Genomic DNA, 14,381 nt, shown 5'->3' with positions numbered 1-14,381 from the left:
GCTACGCGATGCGCCCGTCGCGCAATGCCGGACTGTCGTCGCGCAACGACGGTTCGTGCCGAATCAGCGGCGCAGCGCGGCGGTCAGCGCCGACGGCGAGCGATAGCCGGTGCGGCGCGCCGTCTCCGCCACGTCCAGGCCGCCGAGCCGCAGCTCGCGCGCATGCGCCAGCCGCAGCGCGCGCAGCCAGTGCATCGGGCTCGTGCCCTGTTCTTCGCGGCAGCGCTGCGCGAACTGGCTCGGGCTCAGGCAGGCGACATCGGCCAGGTCGGCCACGCCCAGCGGTTCATGCCAGCGGGCGCGGGCCCAGTCGGTGAGCAGCGCCCAGTCGATGCGGCGACGGCGCGAATCCGGAGAGGCCGGCTCCGGGCTCCAGGCCTCCAGCAGCAGCGCTGGACCGTGCAGCAGGGCCAGTGCCGAAGCCTGCGGCTGCCTCATGCATTGCGCCAGGTAGTGAGCCAGCGTGTGCAGCCGCGTTGCGGCGGGCGGTGCGCGCTCCGCGCAGCGGGCCCAGGCCGGCTGCGTGGTGTCGAGCACCAGGCACAGGCTGCCGTGCTTGCGCCCGTTGAAGTCATGGCGCTCGCCCGGTGCAATCACTTGCGCCTCGCCCGCGCCGATGCCGGCGCCCCGGCCTTCCACTTCGATCTCGAGCACGCCGTGCAGGCCGATCAGCACCTGGAAGTGGTCGTGCGCGTGGCTGCCGTGCGAGCGGCCGTAGTCGCGCAGGGCGAGTTCATGGCGGGGCGACGGGGAAGAACCGGTGGCGGGCATGGGCTGCCGCGGATTGTCCGCGCAGCCCCCGCTGCGCCACAAGCAGGATCAGCCCTCGTCGGCCTCCCGCAGCGGCTGCCCGTTGACCCGCACCGCCTCGACCACGCGCCCTTCGCCGGTCGCCAGCGGCTGCGTGCGGCCTTCGGCCCGTACCTTGTCGCCGAGCTTCAGGCCCAGCAGCGCAAGGCCGTGGGGCTTGGTGTGGACGAAGTCGCCGGTGTCCAGCACCACGCCGTTGGCCTCTCCGTGGCGCGCGTAGTTGAAGCGCACCACCTTGCCGTCGACGCTTCCAGCGATGTCCGCCTGGCGCGGCGCCTTGCCGTCGACCGAGGCCAGCCGCTCGAAGCGGTAGACCGTGTGTTCGGGCTCCCCCTTGGGCGAGGGGCCTTCCTCGGTGCCTTCGATCACCAGCGCCTGGCCTGGCTTCAGCCCGGCGAACGCGGCCGCGGCGTCTTCGTCGTGGCGCTCGAACACGAACTGCGTGGGCACGCTGTCGGTGTCGATCAGCACGCCTTCGATGCGGCCCTTGGGGCTGTAGATCAGATGCTGGAAGCGGCCTTCGACCGACCAGACGTCGAGGGATTCATGATGGGGATGTGGCATGGGATGTCCTTTGTCAGTGTGTTTGTGGAGCAGAAAACGCGATCAACCGAGCCGCAGCAGCACCGCCGATGCCGCGCACACGATCAGGAAGGGAATGCCGATGCGGTGGAACTCGCGCAGCCCGTGCGGCACCTTGGCCAGCCGCAGCGCGATGAGGTTGGCCAGCGAGCCCAGCACGCAGCCGAAGCCGCCCACGCTCACGCCCGCCGCCAGCGCGGGCAGGTCGTGCACGTAGCGGTCCAGCAGGATGGTGGCCGGCACGTTGCTGATGAACTGCGAAGTGACGATGGCCGCGAGGTAGGCGCGCCAGCCCTCGGCAATCGGCCATTGGCCCACCAGCGACGCCACGGCCGGCAGTTCGGCGAGCTGGCGCAGGTCGACGAACATCAGCGCGATGATCGCCAGCAGTGCCCAGTCGACGCCCAGCAGCACGCGGCGCTGGAACAGAAGGTAGGCGACGAACACCACCGCCAGGCCCACCAGCAGCCAGTGCCGGTCGAGCGCTATGACGAAGCCCACGAACAGCACGCCCGACAGCGCCAGCAGCCTCGGCTGCACCGGCGCGGCCTCGGCCGCCGGCTTGAGCGCGATGGCCGTGCGCGGCACCAGCAGCCAGACGGCCACGAACAGCCAGAACAGCATCACCAGCACGGTGGGCGCCATCATCAGCATGAAGCCGCCGAAGCTCTCGCCGGTGCGGTGCCACAGGTACAGGTTCTGCGGATTGCCGATGGGCGTGAGCGCCGAACCCGCGTTCACCGCCAGCGCCTGCAGCACCACCAGCCGCGCCAGCGGCAGGTGCGCCTGCGTGGCCAGCACCCGCGTGAGCGGCACCAGCAGGAACAGGCTCACGTCGTTGGTGACCAGCGCCGACAGCACCGCGGCCGTGGCGGTGAGCAGCAGCGCCAGCTGGCGCAGGTCGGTGGTGCGCGCCAGCAGCCGCTGGGCCGCCGACTGCAGCATGCCGCTTCGCTCCACGCCCTGCGTGATGGCGAGCAGCCCGGCCAGGGCGCCCACGGTCTGCCAGTCGACCAGCTTGAGCCAGTCCATCGGCGCACGCGGGCGGATGAAGGCGAACAGCACCGCCACCGCCACCAGCACCCAGAGCAGGCCGTTGCCGCCGCCTTCGTGGGTCGAGGGGGCATCGGCAGCGGGAGCGGCGGGCGGGGAAGATGCCAGGGTCGGCACGGTGTCTTTGGTGGTCATGGAGCGGCGGTGGTCAGTGCGGAAGCGGCCGGCGCGTTCGCCATGGAACGGCGCCGGTCGCGAGTTTCCGGCATCGCGAGCGCGAACAGCGTCAGCGCACCGGCCGCGATGCCCGCCAGCATCACGAAGGCGGTGCCGTAGCCGGCCAGGTGCGCGACCGTGCCGGCCACCAGGTTGCTGAGCGCCGCGCCCAGCCCCACGCAGGCCGCGCCGATGCCCAGCGCGAAGTTGAAGTGGCCGCTGCCGCGCGTGAGGTCGCCGATCATCAGGGTCAGCATCACGCCGAAGATGCCGGCGCCGATGCCGTCCAGCACCTGCAGCGACAGCAGCGCGGCCGGGCTGTCGGCCAGCAGGTACAGCAGCCCGCGCACCGGCAGCACGGCGAAGCCGGCCAGGAAGATCGGCTTGCGCGCCAGCCGCGGCGCCCAGCGCCCGACCGCCAGCGCGATCGGAACGGTGACCAGCTGCGTGACGATGACGCCGCCCGACAGCCACAGCGTGGCCGAGGTGCCGGCCTGCGCGCCGACCTTCTGCGCCACCAGCGTGAGCATGGCGGCGTTGGCCAGGTGGAACAGGAAGGCGCAGGTCAGCAGCACGATGAAGCGGCGGTCGTACCAGCGTGCCTTGGAGTGCGGCGCATCGGCCTCCTCGTGATCGGCATCGGCATCGGCGCCGCGCGCCAGCTTCGGATCGACGTCGCGCTTGCGGATCAGCATGGCTGCCGCGATGGTCGGCAGCGCCATCGCCACCGCGTAGAAGAACATGGCATGCGGGCCGAACGCGTGGCCGACCCAGCCGGTGCCCAGCGCCCACAGCACCGTGCCCGAGGCGGTGATCGCGGCGTTGCGGCCGACGCGCGCATCCAGCCCGGCGCGGCCCACCATGCCCAGGCTGACGGCCGCGATGGCGGGTGCCACCAGCGTGCCCGCCGCGCCGATGAGCGACTGGCCGGCCAGGATCACGGCGTAGCCCGGCCAGTTCGCCATGACCACCAGGCACACCGCGATGAGCGCGATGGCGCCCGCGATCCAGCGCGGCTTGTGCCGCGCGCTGTCGATCAGCGCGCCGGCCGGCGCCTGCACCAGCAGCCCCACCAGCGCCGAGACGAACATCACGGTGCCGATGCGCTGCGGGTCCCAGGCCAGCGTGCCGGCCATGAAGACGATCAGGAACGGGCCGACGCCGCCCTGGATGTCGGGCGCGAAGAAGGCCAGTGCGTCGAGTGCGCGCAGGCTGCGGCGCGAGGGGGCGGCGGGGGCGGTCATGGCGGGCCGGGGCGAAAGATCAGGAGGCCGGCACCGGGGCCGGAGGCGCCATCAGCGGCGCGGGCGGCGTGGGGCCGGCGCCTCTCGGGCCCCGCGGTGCGCCGGGGCCACGGGGAGCGGGTTCCAGGCTCGGCCCGCCGAAGACTTCGCGCACCGTGTCCGCGGTCGGGCCCAGGCTGGTGGCTTCCAGCGCCGTGCCCTGCGCGCCGCGCGTGCCCCAGCCGCGCGCATGGAGCTGCGCGCCGGGCTGCAACTGGGCGCCGTACATCGCGCCGATGTGCGGCGGGAAGCGCACGGTGGTCTTGTCCGCGAGCAGCACGCCGCGCACGTCGCCGCGGTCGGTGTACAGCAGGCGCTCGATGCGTCCGCCCGCCGACAGCGCGACGAGCGCGCCCGGTTCGCGCGGCGGTGGCGGGGCCATGCCGGGCGCCGGCGGCTGGTCGACCAGGCTGCGGCCGTTGGCCACGAGCGACTGCATGCGCACCACCGGCACGTTGGGCGCGCGCCAGCCGCTGACATGCACCGTGTCGCCCGGCTTCAGCATCTGCATCACCGCGGCCGAGAGGTGCGGCGGAAATGCGACCTGCGTGCCGTCATTCAGCAGCAGGCCATCGGCCTCGCCGCTCGGGTTGATCAGCCATTGCTGCACGCGGCCGCTGGCGACGGTGCCCGCTTCCGGCGCGGTGGCGCCGAGCGGCGGCGGAGGCACCGGGCCCCCAGGCGGCGGCGGTGGCACCTGGGCGAAGGCGGTGCTGCCCGCCAGCAGGCAGGCGGCGGCGATGAAGGCAATGCGCGGTGTTGTCATGTGTGGCTCCTTGTGGATGGATGCCCAAGGACATCTCACACAACGTGCCAGCCCACGAATCCTTTGAAATCAATGACTTGCGTGCGGTCGGCGGTTTGCCGCCGCATGATCCGGAGACACCGGGTGTCCGGTTTGCGGACACCCTCGGCTCAGTCGAGCCCGTACTGCGCCAGCTTGCGATAGAGCAGCTGGCGGTGAATGCCCAGCCGCCGCGCGGTTTCGGCGCGGTTGCCCTGCGTCTGGGCGAGTGCGTGGGCGATCAGCAGGCGCTCGAGCCGCTCGACGGCGGCGGGCAGTTCGCCCTCGAGCCAGTCGGCGGGCAGGGTGGCGGACGCTTCGCCGGCTGGCGAGGCACCGAGCGCGAGGTCCAGGTCCGCGCCGCCGATCACGCGGTGCCGCACCAGCGCGTGGCAGCGCTCCATCACGTTGCGCAGCTCCCGCACGTTGCCCGGCCACGGGTGGCTCAGCAGCCGCTGCGCCGCCTCGGCGGACAGCGCCTTGTTGGGCACGGCATCGGGCGCGCCTTGCATCGCGGCGCGGCGCAGGAAGTGCTCCGCCAGCGGAATGATGTCCGCCAGCCGTTCGCGCAGCGGCGGCATGCGGATCGACAGCACGTCGAGCCGGTACAGCAGGTCTTCCCGGAAGCGCCCTTCGCGCACGGCGGCGGCCAGGTCGCGGTGGGTGGCGGCGACCACGCGCACGTCGACCTTCACCGTCCTGTGGCTGCCCAGCGGCGTGACCTCGCCCTCCTGCAGTGCGCGCAGGATCTTGGCCTGCACGTCCAGCGACATGTCGCCGATCTCGTCGAGCAGCAGCACGCCGCCGTCCGCAGCGCGGAAGCACCCGGGCCGCTCGCCGGTGGCGCCGGTGAAGGCGCCGCGCACATGGCCGAAGAGTTCGCTTTCGAGCAGCTCCTTCGGAATGGCCGAGCAGTTGACGGCCACGAATGGCCGGCCGGCGCGCGCCGAATGACGGTGCAGGGCGCGCGCCACCATTTCCTTGCCGGTGCCCGTTTCGCCGAGCACCAGCACCGGCATCGAGTTGGCGGCGGCCAGCCCGATGCGCTTGTGCACCTCGCGCATGGCCTGGCTCGGGCCGATCAGGTCGGTGCCGTCATCGTCGTCCTGCGTGACGGTGGCCGCCGACGAAGCCGCCGTGTGCTGCTGCAGCGCGCGTTGCAGCACCTCGCGCACCGCCTCGCGGCTGATCGGCTTGGCCAGGTGGTCGAAGGCGCCCAGGCGCATCGCCTCGATGGTGTTGCCGGCGCTCGAGAAGGCCGTGAGCACGATCACCGGCGGCAGCCGCGCCATGCGCGCCTGCAGGGCCGCGAGCGTCTGCAGGCCGTCCATGCCGGGCATGCGGTGGTCGAGGAACACGGCGTCGAAGCGCTGGCGCGAAGCCGTGTCGACGGCCTCCGCGCCGCTGGCGACCGCGACGGTCTCGTGGCCCAGGCCCTGCAGCGTCTCGGCCAGCGTGTCGCGAAAGGCGTCGTCGTCGTCGACGATCAGGAGATGCGCCATGGAAGCTCCAGTTCGAATCGGGCGCCCGGCGTCAGCGGCACGTGATGCAGGTCGCCGCCGTGCGCCAGCGCCACTTCGCGCGCCAGCGCCAGGCCCAGCCCGGTGCCATCGGCGCGCCCGGTGGCGAAGGGCTCGAAGAGGCTGGCCTGCAGCGATTCGGGCACGCCGGGGCCGTCGTCGTCCACGCGGATGGCCAGCGTGCGGGCTTCGGGCTGCAGCGCCGAGAGCACCACGTGGCCGCCGCGCGGCGCATGGCGCACCGCGTTGTCGAGCAGGTTGTCGACCGCGCGCGCCAGGTGCACCGGGTCGAACACGGCGCTGGTGGGCATGTCGTGATGCAGCGTGACCTGCACGCCGGCGGCATCGGCCTTGGGCGCCACGGCGGCCACGCGCTCGTCGAGCCAGCGGTGCAGCACCACTTCCACCGGCGCCAGCGCCACCGGCTGCACCAGCGCCAGCAGGCTCTGCACCAGGCCGTCGAGCCGGTCGATCTGCCCGACGATGGCCTGCAGTGCCGCGCCCTGCCGCTCGGGCGCGGCGGCCAGCGCGTTCTCGGCTTTCAGCCGCATGGTGGCGATGGGGTTGCGGATCTCGTGCGCGATGCCGCCGGTCATGCGGCCCAGCGCGGCCAGGCGCTGGTCGCGGCTGCGCTGCTGGGCGGCCGCGCGCAGATGCGTGCGGGCTTCCTCGAAGCGCAGCCGGTAGTGGTTGAAGCCGTCGACGATGCGGTCGAGCTCGCGCACGCCGGTGCGCGGCAATTCAGGCACGGCGCCGCCGTCGGCATCGGCCTGCACGAGCAGGTTTTCCAGGCGCTGCACGTGGCGCAGCCCGCGCAGCAGGATGAAGCCCAGCCACAGGCCCGAGGCCAGCACCAGCAGCAGCAACACGCCCAGGCCGGCGCGCAGGCTGTCCTGCGCGGCCAGCGCGCCGCCGCTGGTGCGCGTCATGGTCCAGGCGGCCAGGTCGTTGCCGGGGGCGGCCAGCGGACAGGCCGAGACGATCAGCGCCTCGCGGCTGCCGCGCACCACGTCGGTCTGCGGCTGCTGCGTGCGCGCCGCGAGCTGGGCCAGTTCGGCGATCAGGGGCTGCTCGGCCGCGGGCACGTCGCGCTTGACGCCGCTGCCTTCGTAGGTGGGATAGGCGTAGGCCAGGTGGCCGCCCGCGGCCTGCCAAACGCCGCCTTCGACATGGGGCGCCTCGATCAGCACCAGCTGCAGCAGCACCTGGAGCAGGTCGACCTGCGGCCGGCCCGCGGCAGGCGCGGTGGCCGAGCGGGCGTAGCGCGCCGCGATGGCCCGGCACGACTGTTCGGTGGCGGTGCGCCCCGCCGCGACCTGCGCGCCCGCGCTGCTGCGGTACAGCGTGAGCATCACCACGGCCAGCGCGGCGCACATGCCGAAGAGCAGCACCCAGAAGAAGAGCAATTGACCGCGCAGGGATTTCATTTGCCGCGATCCTGCCCGTTCTTCGGGCCGCCGCGCGTCAGCGGGCGTCGCGTTCGCGCAGTTCGCGCTTGAGCACCTTGCCGATCGCGCTGCGCGGCAGTTCGTCGATGAAGCTCAGCCGCGCCAGCCGCTGGGTCTTGCCGAGCTGGTCGTTGGTCCATTGCAGCAGCGCGGCCTCGGTGGTGGCGTCGCCCTCGCGGCGCACCACGAAGGCCACCGGCGTCTCGCCCCACTGCTGCGACGGCACGCCGACCACCGCCACGTCGGCCACGGCCGCATGGCCGCGCAGCACGGCTTCGAGATCGCTCGGGTAGATGTTGAAGCCGCCGCTGATGATCATGTCCTTCTTGCGGTCGAACAGCGTGAGGAAGCCCTCGGCGTCGAAGCGGCCCACGTCGCCGGTGCGGATGAAGCGCTTGCCGGTGGCGTCGAACCACTCGGCCTCGCGTGTCTTCCCGGGCTGGCGGTGGTAGCCGGTCATCATGCCGGCCGAATGGCCCACCACCTCGCCGGCCACCTCGGTGTTGCCGCGCGGCAGTTCGTTGCCTTCTTCGTCGATCAGGCGGATGTCGCTGCCCTCGGCGGGCTGGCCCACCGTGTGCAGCTTGGCCGGGTGCAGGTGCGCTTCCAGGATGCAGGTGCCGCCGCCTTCGGTCATGCCGTAGAACTCGACCAGCCCGCCCGGCCAGCGCGCGAGCACGTCGGCCTTGAGCGCGGCGTTGAAGGGCGCGCTGGTGCTGAACTTGTGGCGGAAGGAGGACAGGTCGTGCTCGCCGAAGCGCGGGTGCGCCATCAGCCGCTGGTACTGCACCGGCACGAGCATGGTGTGCGTCACGCGGCGCTGCGCGGCCAGCTGCAGGTAGCCGAGCGCGTCGAACTTGGGCATCAGCACCACGCAGCCGCCGAAGGCGATGGTGGGGAAGAAAACCACCAGCGTGGTGTTGGAGTAGAGCGGCGTCGACAGCAGGGTGACGGTGTCGGGGCTGTACTCGTACTTGGCGCCGCGCTGCACATGGGCCCAGCGCATGCCGTGGCCCTGAACGATGCCCTTGGGCTCGCCGGTGGTGCCCGACGAATAGATGATGTTGAAGGCCCACGAAGGCTGCACTTCCACCGGCGCGGGCTGCGCGCCGGCCGGCGCGAGCCAGCCTTCGAAGCCGCGGCCCACGGCCGAGCCGTCGAGCGCGACGCGGGCGATGCCGCCCTCCCTGGCGGGGCCGATCACCTCGGCGGCCGATGCGTCGCTGAACAGGATGCGTGCATCGGCGTCCTCGATCATGCGTGCCAGGCTGGCGGGCGTGGAACCGGGCGCCAGCGGTGCCACCGCGACGCCCGCGCGCAGCGCGCCCAGGAACACCGCCGCATAGTTGACCGAAGACGACGCGCATATCGCGATGGCGTCGCCGGGCTTGAGCCCGTCGCGCTGCAGGCTGGCCGCGATGCGGTCCATCAGCGCGTCCAGCGCGCGGTAGTCCAGCGTCTGGTGGGCGTCAGCCAGCGCGGCTTGGCCGGGCGTGTGTTGCGCATGGAGACGGACCAGGTCGGCGATGGCGCCGAAGTTGCGTTCCATCGCGGCTTGAACGGCAGGGTGCGTTTGCAAAGTCATTCCTTCTTCTTGACCAACCAAAGGGCAGGATAGCGAAATGTTCACGCTTTCGGCCAGCGCCTTGGCGACCTTGCGGCCATGGACGCAAACCGTCAGCCAGCGCTCAGGATGAGCGGTCCACGATGACCGCGTCACCTTCAGCAAACAGGGAGCTTCTCGTGCACATCATCTGGACGATCCTGATCGGTTTCATCGCGGGGCTGATCGCCCGCGCCGTCTTGCCGGGCAACAACTCGATGGGGTTCATCCTCACCGTCATCCTGGGCATTGCCGGGTCGCTGGTGGCGACCTATGCAGGACAGGCCCTGGGGCTGTACGCTGCGGGCGCGGGCGCCGGCTTCATCGCCTCGGTGATTGGCGCGGCCCTGCTGCTCGGGGTCTGGCATCTCGTGACCCGCTGACAAGGAGTTCTTCTCATGGGTCTACTCGACATCCTCCAGCAGGCCATCGGCGGCAACAGCAGCCCCGAGGCCCACATCGACCAGGTCACGCAGCATGCCTCCACCGACGAAGTCGGCGCGGGGCTCGCGGCGGCCATGCGCTCCGACCAGACGCCGCCTTTCGGCAACATGGTCGGACAGCTGTTCGGGCAGTCGTCGCCGCAGCAGCAGGCCGGCGTGCTCAACCAGATCCTGGCCACGCTCGGCCCGGCGGCCGCGTCGGCACTCGCGGGCGGCGTGCTCGGGCGCATGCTGCAGCCGGGCCAGACGCAGATCACGCCCGATCAGGCTTCGCAGCTGTCACCCGCGCAGGTGACGGAAATCGCCGCGCATGCCGAGCAGCAGCACGCGGGCATCATCGATGAAGTGAGCCAGTTCTATGCGCAGCACTCGGGGCTGATCAAGACGCTGGGCGGCGCGGCGATTGCCATCGCGCTGGCGAAGATGAAAGAGAACGCCACGCGCGGCTGAGAGGCCGCGCGGGTTGCCGGCTCACTCCTGGTGAGTCACGGCCTGCTGGGCCGCATGCGCCTGCTGGTCGGCGTGGTAGCTCGAACGCACCATCGCGCCCACGGCGGCGTGGCTGAAGCCCATCTTGTAGGCCTCTTCCTCGAACATCTTGAAGGTGTCGGGGTGCACGTAGCGGCGCACCGGCAGGTGCGAGCCCGACGGCGACAGGTACTGGCCGATGGTCAGCATGTCGATGTCGTGGGCGCGCATGTCGCGCATGACCTGCAGGATTTCCTCGTCGGTCTCGCCCAGGCCGACCATGATGCCGCTCTTGGTCGGCACGTTGGGGTGCAGCGCCTTGAACTTCTTGAGCAGGTTCAGGCTGAACTGGTAGTCGCTGCCGGGGCGCGCTTCCTTGTAGAGGCGCGGCGCGGTTTCCAGGTTGTGGTTCATCACGTCCGGCGGCGCGGCCTTGAGGATCTCGAGGGCGCGGTCGTCGCGGCCGCGGAAGTCGGGCACCAGGATCTCGATCTGCGTCATCGGCGAAAGCTCGCGGATGTTGGAGATGCAGTCGACGAAGTGCTGGCTGCCGCCGTCGCGCAGGTCGTCGCGGTCGACGCTGGTGATCACCACGTACTTCAGGCGCAGCTTGGCGATGGTCTTGGCGAGGTTGAGCGGCTCGTCCTTGTCGAGCGGGTCGGGGCGGCCGTGGCCCACGTCGCAGAACGGGCAGCGGCGGGTGCACTTGTCGCCCATGATCATGAAGGTGGCGGTGCCGTTGCCGAAGCATTCGCCGATGTTCGGGCACGAGGCTTCCTCGCACACGGTGTGGAGGTTGCTTTCGCGCAGGATCTGCTTGATCTCGTAGAAGCGCGTGGTCGGGCTGCCGGCCTTGACGCGGATCCAGTCGGGCTTCTTGAGCACTTCGCCGGTCTGCACCACCTTGACGGGGATGCGCGAGAGCTTGGCCGCCGCTTTCTGCTTGGCCAGGGGGTTGTAGGTTTCGGCGCTCTGTGCGTCGCGGACGACTTCTGTGGTGCTCATTGGTATGTCAAGGCGCCAGGAAGGCGCGGAGCTTCTGGCTCAGCACCGTGGCGGCTTCTTCCCATGTGGTTTGGATGCCGATTGTAGAAAGGTCGACCGTTTGCAGCCCCGCATAGCCGCAAGGGTTGATGCGGGAGAAGGGTTCGAGGTCCATTTCCACGTTGAGCGCCACGCCGTGGTAGGTGGCATGGCGGCTCACCTTGATGCCCAGCGCTGCGATCTTGCCGAGGCCGCGGAACGGGTCGGCGGCGGGCAGCGGGCCGGTCAGGGCTGAACCAGGCAAAGGCGATGCTTTCAGCATCGCGTGCGAAAACGGGTCGTCCAGCCGCACGTAGATGCCCGGCGCGCCCGGCACGCGGTGGCCGGTCACGCCGAAGTGGGCGAGGGTGCGCAGCACCGATTCCTCGATGCGGTAGACGTATTCCTTGACGAAGTAGCCGGCGCGCCGCAGGTCGATCAGCGGATAGGCCACCACTTGGCCGGGGCCGTGGAAGGTGACCTGGCCGCCGCGGTTGGTCTGCACGACCGGAATGGCGCCGGGGTTCAGGATGTGGTCCTGCTTGCCGGCAATGCCCTGGGTGAAGACCGGCGCGTGCTCGCAGATCCACAGCGCGTCAGGCGTCTCGGGCGTGCGCTCGAGCGTGAACTGCTGCATGGCCGCGAAGGTCTCGGCGTAATCGACGCGGCCCAGCGGATGCAGCTCGATGGCGGAGGGTGCGATGGCGGTGTCTGTCATGGCGTGGCCTGCCGTGCGGGCAGCTTGCGGGTCTCCCCGATGGCGAGCGTGAAGAAGGCGTCGTCCGCCACGCCCTGCGCCTTGCGGGCGGCGGCAAGGTCCTTCGGCGGCTGGTCGAGCGCTTCGTCGGTGAGCGAAAAGGTGCCCCAGTGCACGCCCAGGCTGCGCTTGGCATGCAGCTCGCGGTGGATGCGAACGCTCTCGTCGGGGTTGACGTGCTGGTCCTTCATGAACCAGCGGGGCTCGTAGGCGCCGACGGGCAGCAATGCCAGGTCGAAGCCGCCGCCCTGCGCATTGGCCTGGCGCGGCGCGAGACGGGCCTGGATGTCCGCGAAATCCTTCGAGTAGCCGGTGTCGCCGGAATAGAAGACGTGCAGCTTCGGCGACAGCAGCGCGAAGCCGCCCCAGAGTGTCTTCATGCGGTCGCCGAGGCCGCGCGCGCTCCAGTGCTGCGCGGGTGTGAGGAACACCTGCACGGCGTCGCCGGTTGCGCCGGCTGCGATGCCCGCGCCGTTGCGCTGGACGAGCGGCTGCGCGGAAGGCGCGGCCGGCAGCGTGACACTGTCCCACCAGTCGAGCTCGACGGCATTGGTGATGCCGCGCGCCGCGAGCCACGGCTTGATGCCCAGCGGCACCACGAACAGCGGCGGGCCACCGGCCTGCGCATCGAGCGCCTTCACGCTGTCTTCGTCGAGGTGGTCGTAGTGGTTGTGGCTGATCAGCACCAGGTCGATATGCGGCAGCTCCTTCAGCGCCACGCCGGGCGGCTGGAAGCGCTTCGGTCCCGCGAAGGAGACGGGCGAGACGCGCTCGCCGAACACCGGGTCGGTCAGCACGTTGAGGCCGCCGTTCGCGGTCGGCACCTGCACCAGCACGGTGGCATGGCCGATGAATGTGGCCGCGGGTTGCGTCCGCGCGCCGGCGTTCGATGCGATGAATGCGAGGTCGGGCGCGACCACCGGCGGCGGTGCTTCAGGCGCGGGCGGCAGGCCCTTGAACCACGAAGGAATCTGCCAGCCCAGCAGCACGTCGGTGAAGAAATTCTTCGGCTTGAAATCGACGTAGTTGTCCTGGAAGCCGTCGGGTCGGTGATGCCTGCGGCTGGCGTCGTAGTACGGGTTCGGTGGCGTGGAGCAGGCGGCCAGCAGGCCGCCCGCGCACAGCGCCGCCGCGACGTGCCGCAGACGGGTCAAAGCACGACCTTGACCTGCGGGTGAGACGACAGCGCGCGGTACAGGTCGTCGAGCTGTTCGCGGCTGGTGGCGGTCACCGTGATGGTCACGCCGAGGTAGTTGCCGGCCTTGCTGTCGCGCAGCTCGACGGTGCTGGCGTCGAAGGTGGGATCGAAGCGCTCGGCGATCTGCGTGATGGCGTGCACGAGGCCGTCGGTCTTGGCGCCCATCACCTTGATCGGGAACTGCGAGGGGTACTCGATCAGCGACTCCTTGCGCGGGTCGGGGATCGAAGTGGTTTCGGTGGTGGTCGTGTTGTCGGTCATGCCGGGACTCCGTGCTTCTGTGCGTTGCGTAGCTTGGCCTCTTGGTAGGCCGCGTACAAGCCCTTGTAGATGGGGCCGGGGCGGCCGTTGCCAATAGCCCTGCCGTCGAGCGTGACCACGGGCAGCAGTTCCTTGCTGGCCGAGGAAATCAGCAGCTCGTCGGCGGCGAACACTTCGTCGCGCGAAATGCGGCGCAGCGCGAACGGAATGCCGCGCTCCTCGCACAGGCGCTCGAGCAGGCCGTAGCGGATGCCGGTCAGCACGAGGTTGTCCTTGGGCGGACCGGCGAGGACGCCGTCCTTCACGATCCACACGTTGCTCGACGAGGCTTCGCTGAGCCATTCGCCGCGGAACATGACGGTCTCGGCCGCGCCGGCCTCCACGCTGATCTGCCGTGCGAGCACGGCGCCCAGCAGGCTGGTGCTCTTGATGTGGGCCTTTTGCCAGCGGAAGTCGTCGGCGGTGACGCAGGCCACGCCCTTGGCGCGGATGGCCTCGGAGATGGGCGGCAGCGGGTTCACCATCACGAACACCGTGGGGCGAATGCCACGCACCATCGCGTGGTCGCGCGGAGCCACGCCGCGTGTCACCTGAAAGTACACGGACTGCGGCGCTTCGCCGCCGGGGGCGACCAGGCGCATCACGATCTCGCGCCACTGCGCGAGCGAGAGCGGGTTCTCGATCTGCAGCTCGGCGAGCGAGCGGTCGAGGCGGGCCATGTGCTCCTCGAAACAGAAGGGCTGGCCGAAGTAGACGGGGACGTATTCGTAGATGCCGTCGCCGAAAATGAAGCCGCGATCCAGGACGCTGATCTTCGCGTCGCGCAGTGCGGTGTACTCGCCATCGAGGTAACAAAGCGTGGCGGGCAGGGCGTCGGTGATAGGGTGCATGAAGGAATTATGGTTGCGTGCGCCGGGTCGGGCTCGCGTCAGGGAATGCAGGAGTGATTTGCATGCGCGACACGTCAGGTGGCCGGATGGGTTGGGTTTTTA

15 protein-coding genes are annotated in these 14,381 nt (G+C 70.5%); 2 read left to right on the top strand and 13 right to left on the bottom strand.

All coding sequences use genetic code 11. The features are described from left to right. Nucleotides 1–63: 63 nt before the first annotated feature. The 8 genes from L3V85_RS30835 to L3V85_RS30800 form a co-directional block, all read right to left on the bottom strand. On the bottom strand, nt 64–771 hold the full coding sequence (locus L3V85_RS30835) for an AraC family transcriptional regulator (protein ID WP_237676412.1): 708 nt from the start codon (nt 769–771) through the stop codon (nt 64–66). A gap of 48 nt (nt 772–819) precedes the next feature. After that, nucleotides 820–1,374 carry a hypothetical protein gene (locus L3V85_RS30830; RefSeq protein ID WP_237676411.1) on the bottom strand — a complete coding sequence of 185 codons (555 nt, stop codon included), beginning with the start codon at nt 1,372–1,374 and terminating at the stop codon, nt 820–822. Between the two features lie 42 nt (nt 1,375–1,416). Then, complete coding sequence (locus tag L3V85_RS30825; RefSeq protein ID WP_237676410.1) at nt 1,417–2,580, bottom strand: SLC13 family permease; 1,164 nt, start codon at nt 2,578–2,580, stop codon at nt 1,417–1,419. Further along, nucleotides 2,577–3,845: an MFS transporter gene (locus L3V85_RS30820; RefSeq protein WP_237676409.1), complete on the bottom strand. Its 1,269-nt coding sequence runs from the start codon at nt 3,843–3,845 to the stop codon at nt 2,577–2,579. Before L3V85_RS30820 ends, L3V85_RS30825 begins: the two co-directional genes overlap by 4 nt. A gap of 19 nt (nt 3,846–3,864) precedes the next feature. Beyond that, nucleotides 3,865–4,650: a hypothetical protein gene (locus tag L3V85_RS30815; RefSeq protein ID WP_237676408.1), complete on the bottom strand. Its 786-nt coding sequence runs from the start codon at nt 4,648–4,650 to the stop codon at nt 3,865–3,867. A 149-nt stretch (nt 4,651–4,799) separates the two neighbouring features. Then, on the bottom strand, nt 4,800–6,170 hold the full coding sequence (locus L3V85_RS30810; RefSeq protein WP_237676407.1) for a sigma-54-dependent transcriptional regulator: 1,371 nt from the start codon (nt 6,168–6,170) through the stop codon (nt 4,800–4,802). Beyond that, the gene (locus tag L3V85_RS30805) at nt 6,155–7,615 is read right to left on the bottom strand and encodes a sensor histidine kinase (RefSeq protein ID WP_237676406.1); all 1,461 of its coding nucleotides are present in this window, start codon (nt 7,613–7,615) and stop codon (nt 6,155–6,157) included. Before L3V85_RS30805 ends, L3V85_RS30810 begins: the two co-directional genes overlap by 16 nt. Before the next feature lie 37 nt (nt 7,616–7,652). Then, nucleotides 7,653–9,185, bottom strand: a complete 1,533-nt coding sequence (locus tag L3V85_RS30800) for a class I adenylate-forming enzyme family protein (protein ID WP_237680689.1) — start codon at nt 9,183–9,185, stop codon at nt 7,653–7,655. 194 nt (nt 9,186–9,379) lie between these two features. Here L3V85_RS30800 and L3V85_RS30795 point away from each other — a divergent pair, with 194 nt between their 5' ends. Beyond that, complete coding sequence (locus tag L3V85_RS30795; RefSeq protein WP_081266107.1) at nt 9,380–9,622, top strand: GlsB/YeaQ/YmgE family stress response membrane protein; 243 nt, start codon at nt 9,380–9,382, stop codon at nt 9,620–9,622. A 15-nt stretch (nt 9,623–9,637) separates the two neighbouring features. Next, complete coding sequence (locus tag L3V85_RS30790; RefSeq protein ID WP_237676405.1) at nt 9,638–10,132, top strand: hypothetical protein; 495 nt, start codon at nt 9,638–9,640, stop codon at nt 10,130–10,132. A 21-nt stretch (nt 10,133–10,153) separates the two neighbouring features. Here the strand turns inward: L3V85_RS30790 and lipA are convergent, their stop codons facing one another. From lipA to L3V85_RS30765, 5 genes are read right to left on the bottom strand one after another with little or no spacing between them, the layout of a single operon-like run. Next, nucleotides 10,154–11,155, bottom strand: a complete 1,002-nt coding sequence (gene lipA / locus L3V85_RS30785; RefSeq protein WP_237676404.1) for a lipoyl synthase — start codon at nt 11,153–11,155, stop codon at nt 10,154–10,156. A 7-nt stretch (nt 11,156–11,162) separates the two neighbouring features. Further along, on the bottom strand, nt 11,163–11,891 hold the full coding sequence (gene lipB, locus L3V85_RS30780; RefSeq protein ID WP_237676403.1) for a lipoyl(octanoyl) transferase LipB: 729 nt from the start codon (nt 11,889–11,891) through the stop codon (nt 11,163–11,165). Next, nucleotides 11,888–13,084, bottom strand: coding sequence for an MBL fold metallo-hydrolase (locus L3V85_RS30775; RefSeq protein WP_237676402.1), 1,197 nt, complete (start codon nt 13,082–13,084; stop codon nt 11,888–11,890). The genes lipB and L3V85_RS30775 overlap by 4 nt, the downstream gene beginning before the upstream one ends. After that, on the bottom strand, nt 13,081–13,389 hold the full coding sequence (locus L3V85_RS30770) for a YbeD family protein (protein ID WP_237676401.1): 309 nt from the start codon (nt 13,387–13,389) through the stop codon (nt 13,081–13,083). The genes L3V85_RS30775 and L3V85_RS30770 overlap by 4 nt, the downstream gene beginning before the upstream one ends. Beyond that, nucleotides 13,386–14,279, bottom strand: a complete 894-nt coding sequence (locus tag L3V85_RS30765) for a D-amino acid aminotransferase (protein WP_237676400.1) — start codon at nt 14,277–14,279, stop codon at nt 13,386–13,388. The genes L3V85_RS30770 and L3V85_RS30765 overlap by 4 nt, the downstream gene beginning before the upstream one ends. Nucleotides 14,280–14,381 lie beyond the last annotated feature (102 nt).

Origin of the sequence: Variovorax paradoxus (assembly GCF_022009635.1) — a bacterium.
GTDB lineage: Bacteria > Pseudomonadota > Gammaproteobacteria > Burkholderiales > Burkholderiaceae_C > Variovorax.
This window is presented reverse-complemented; position numbering and strand designations above follow the sequence as displayed.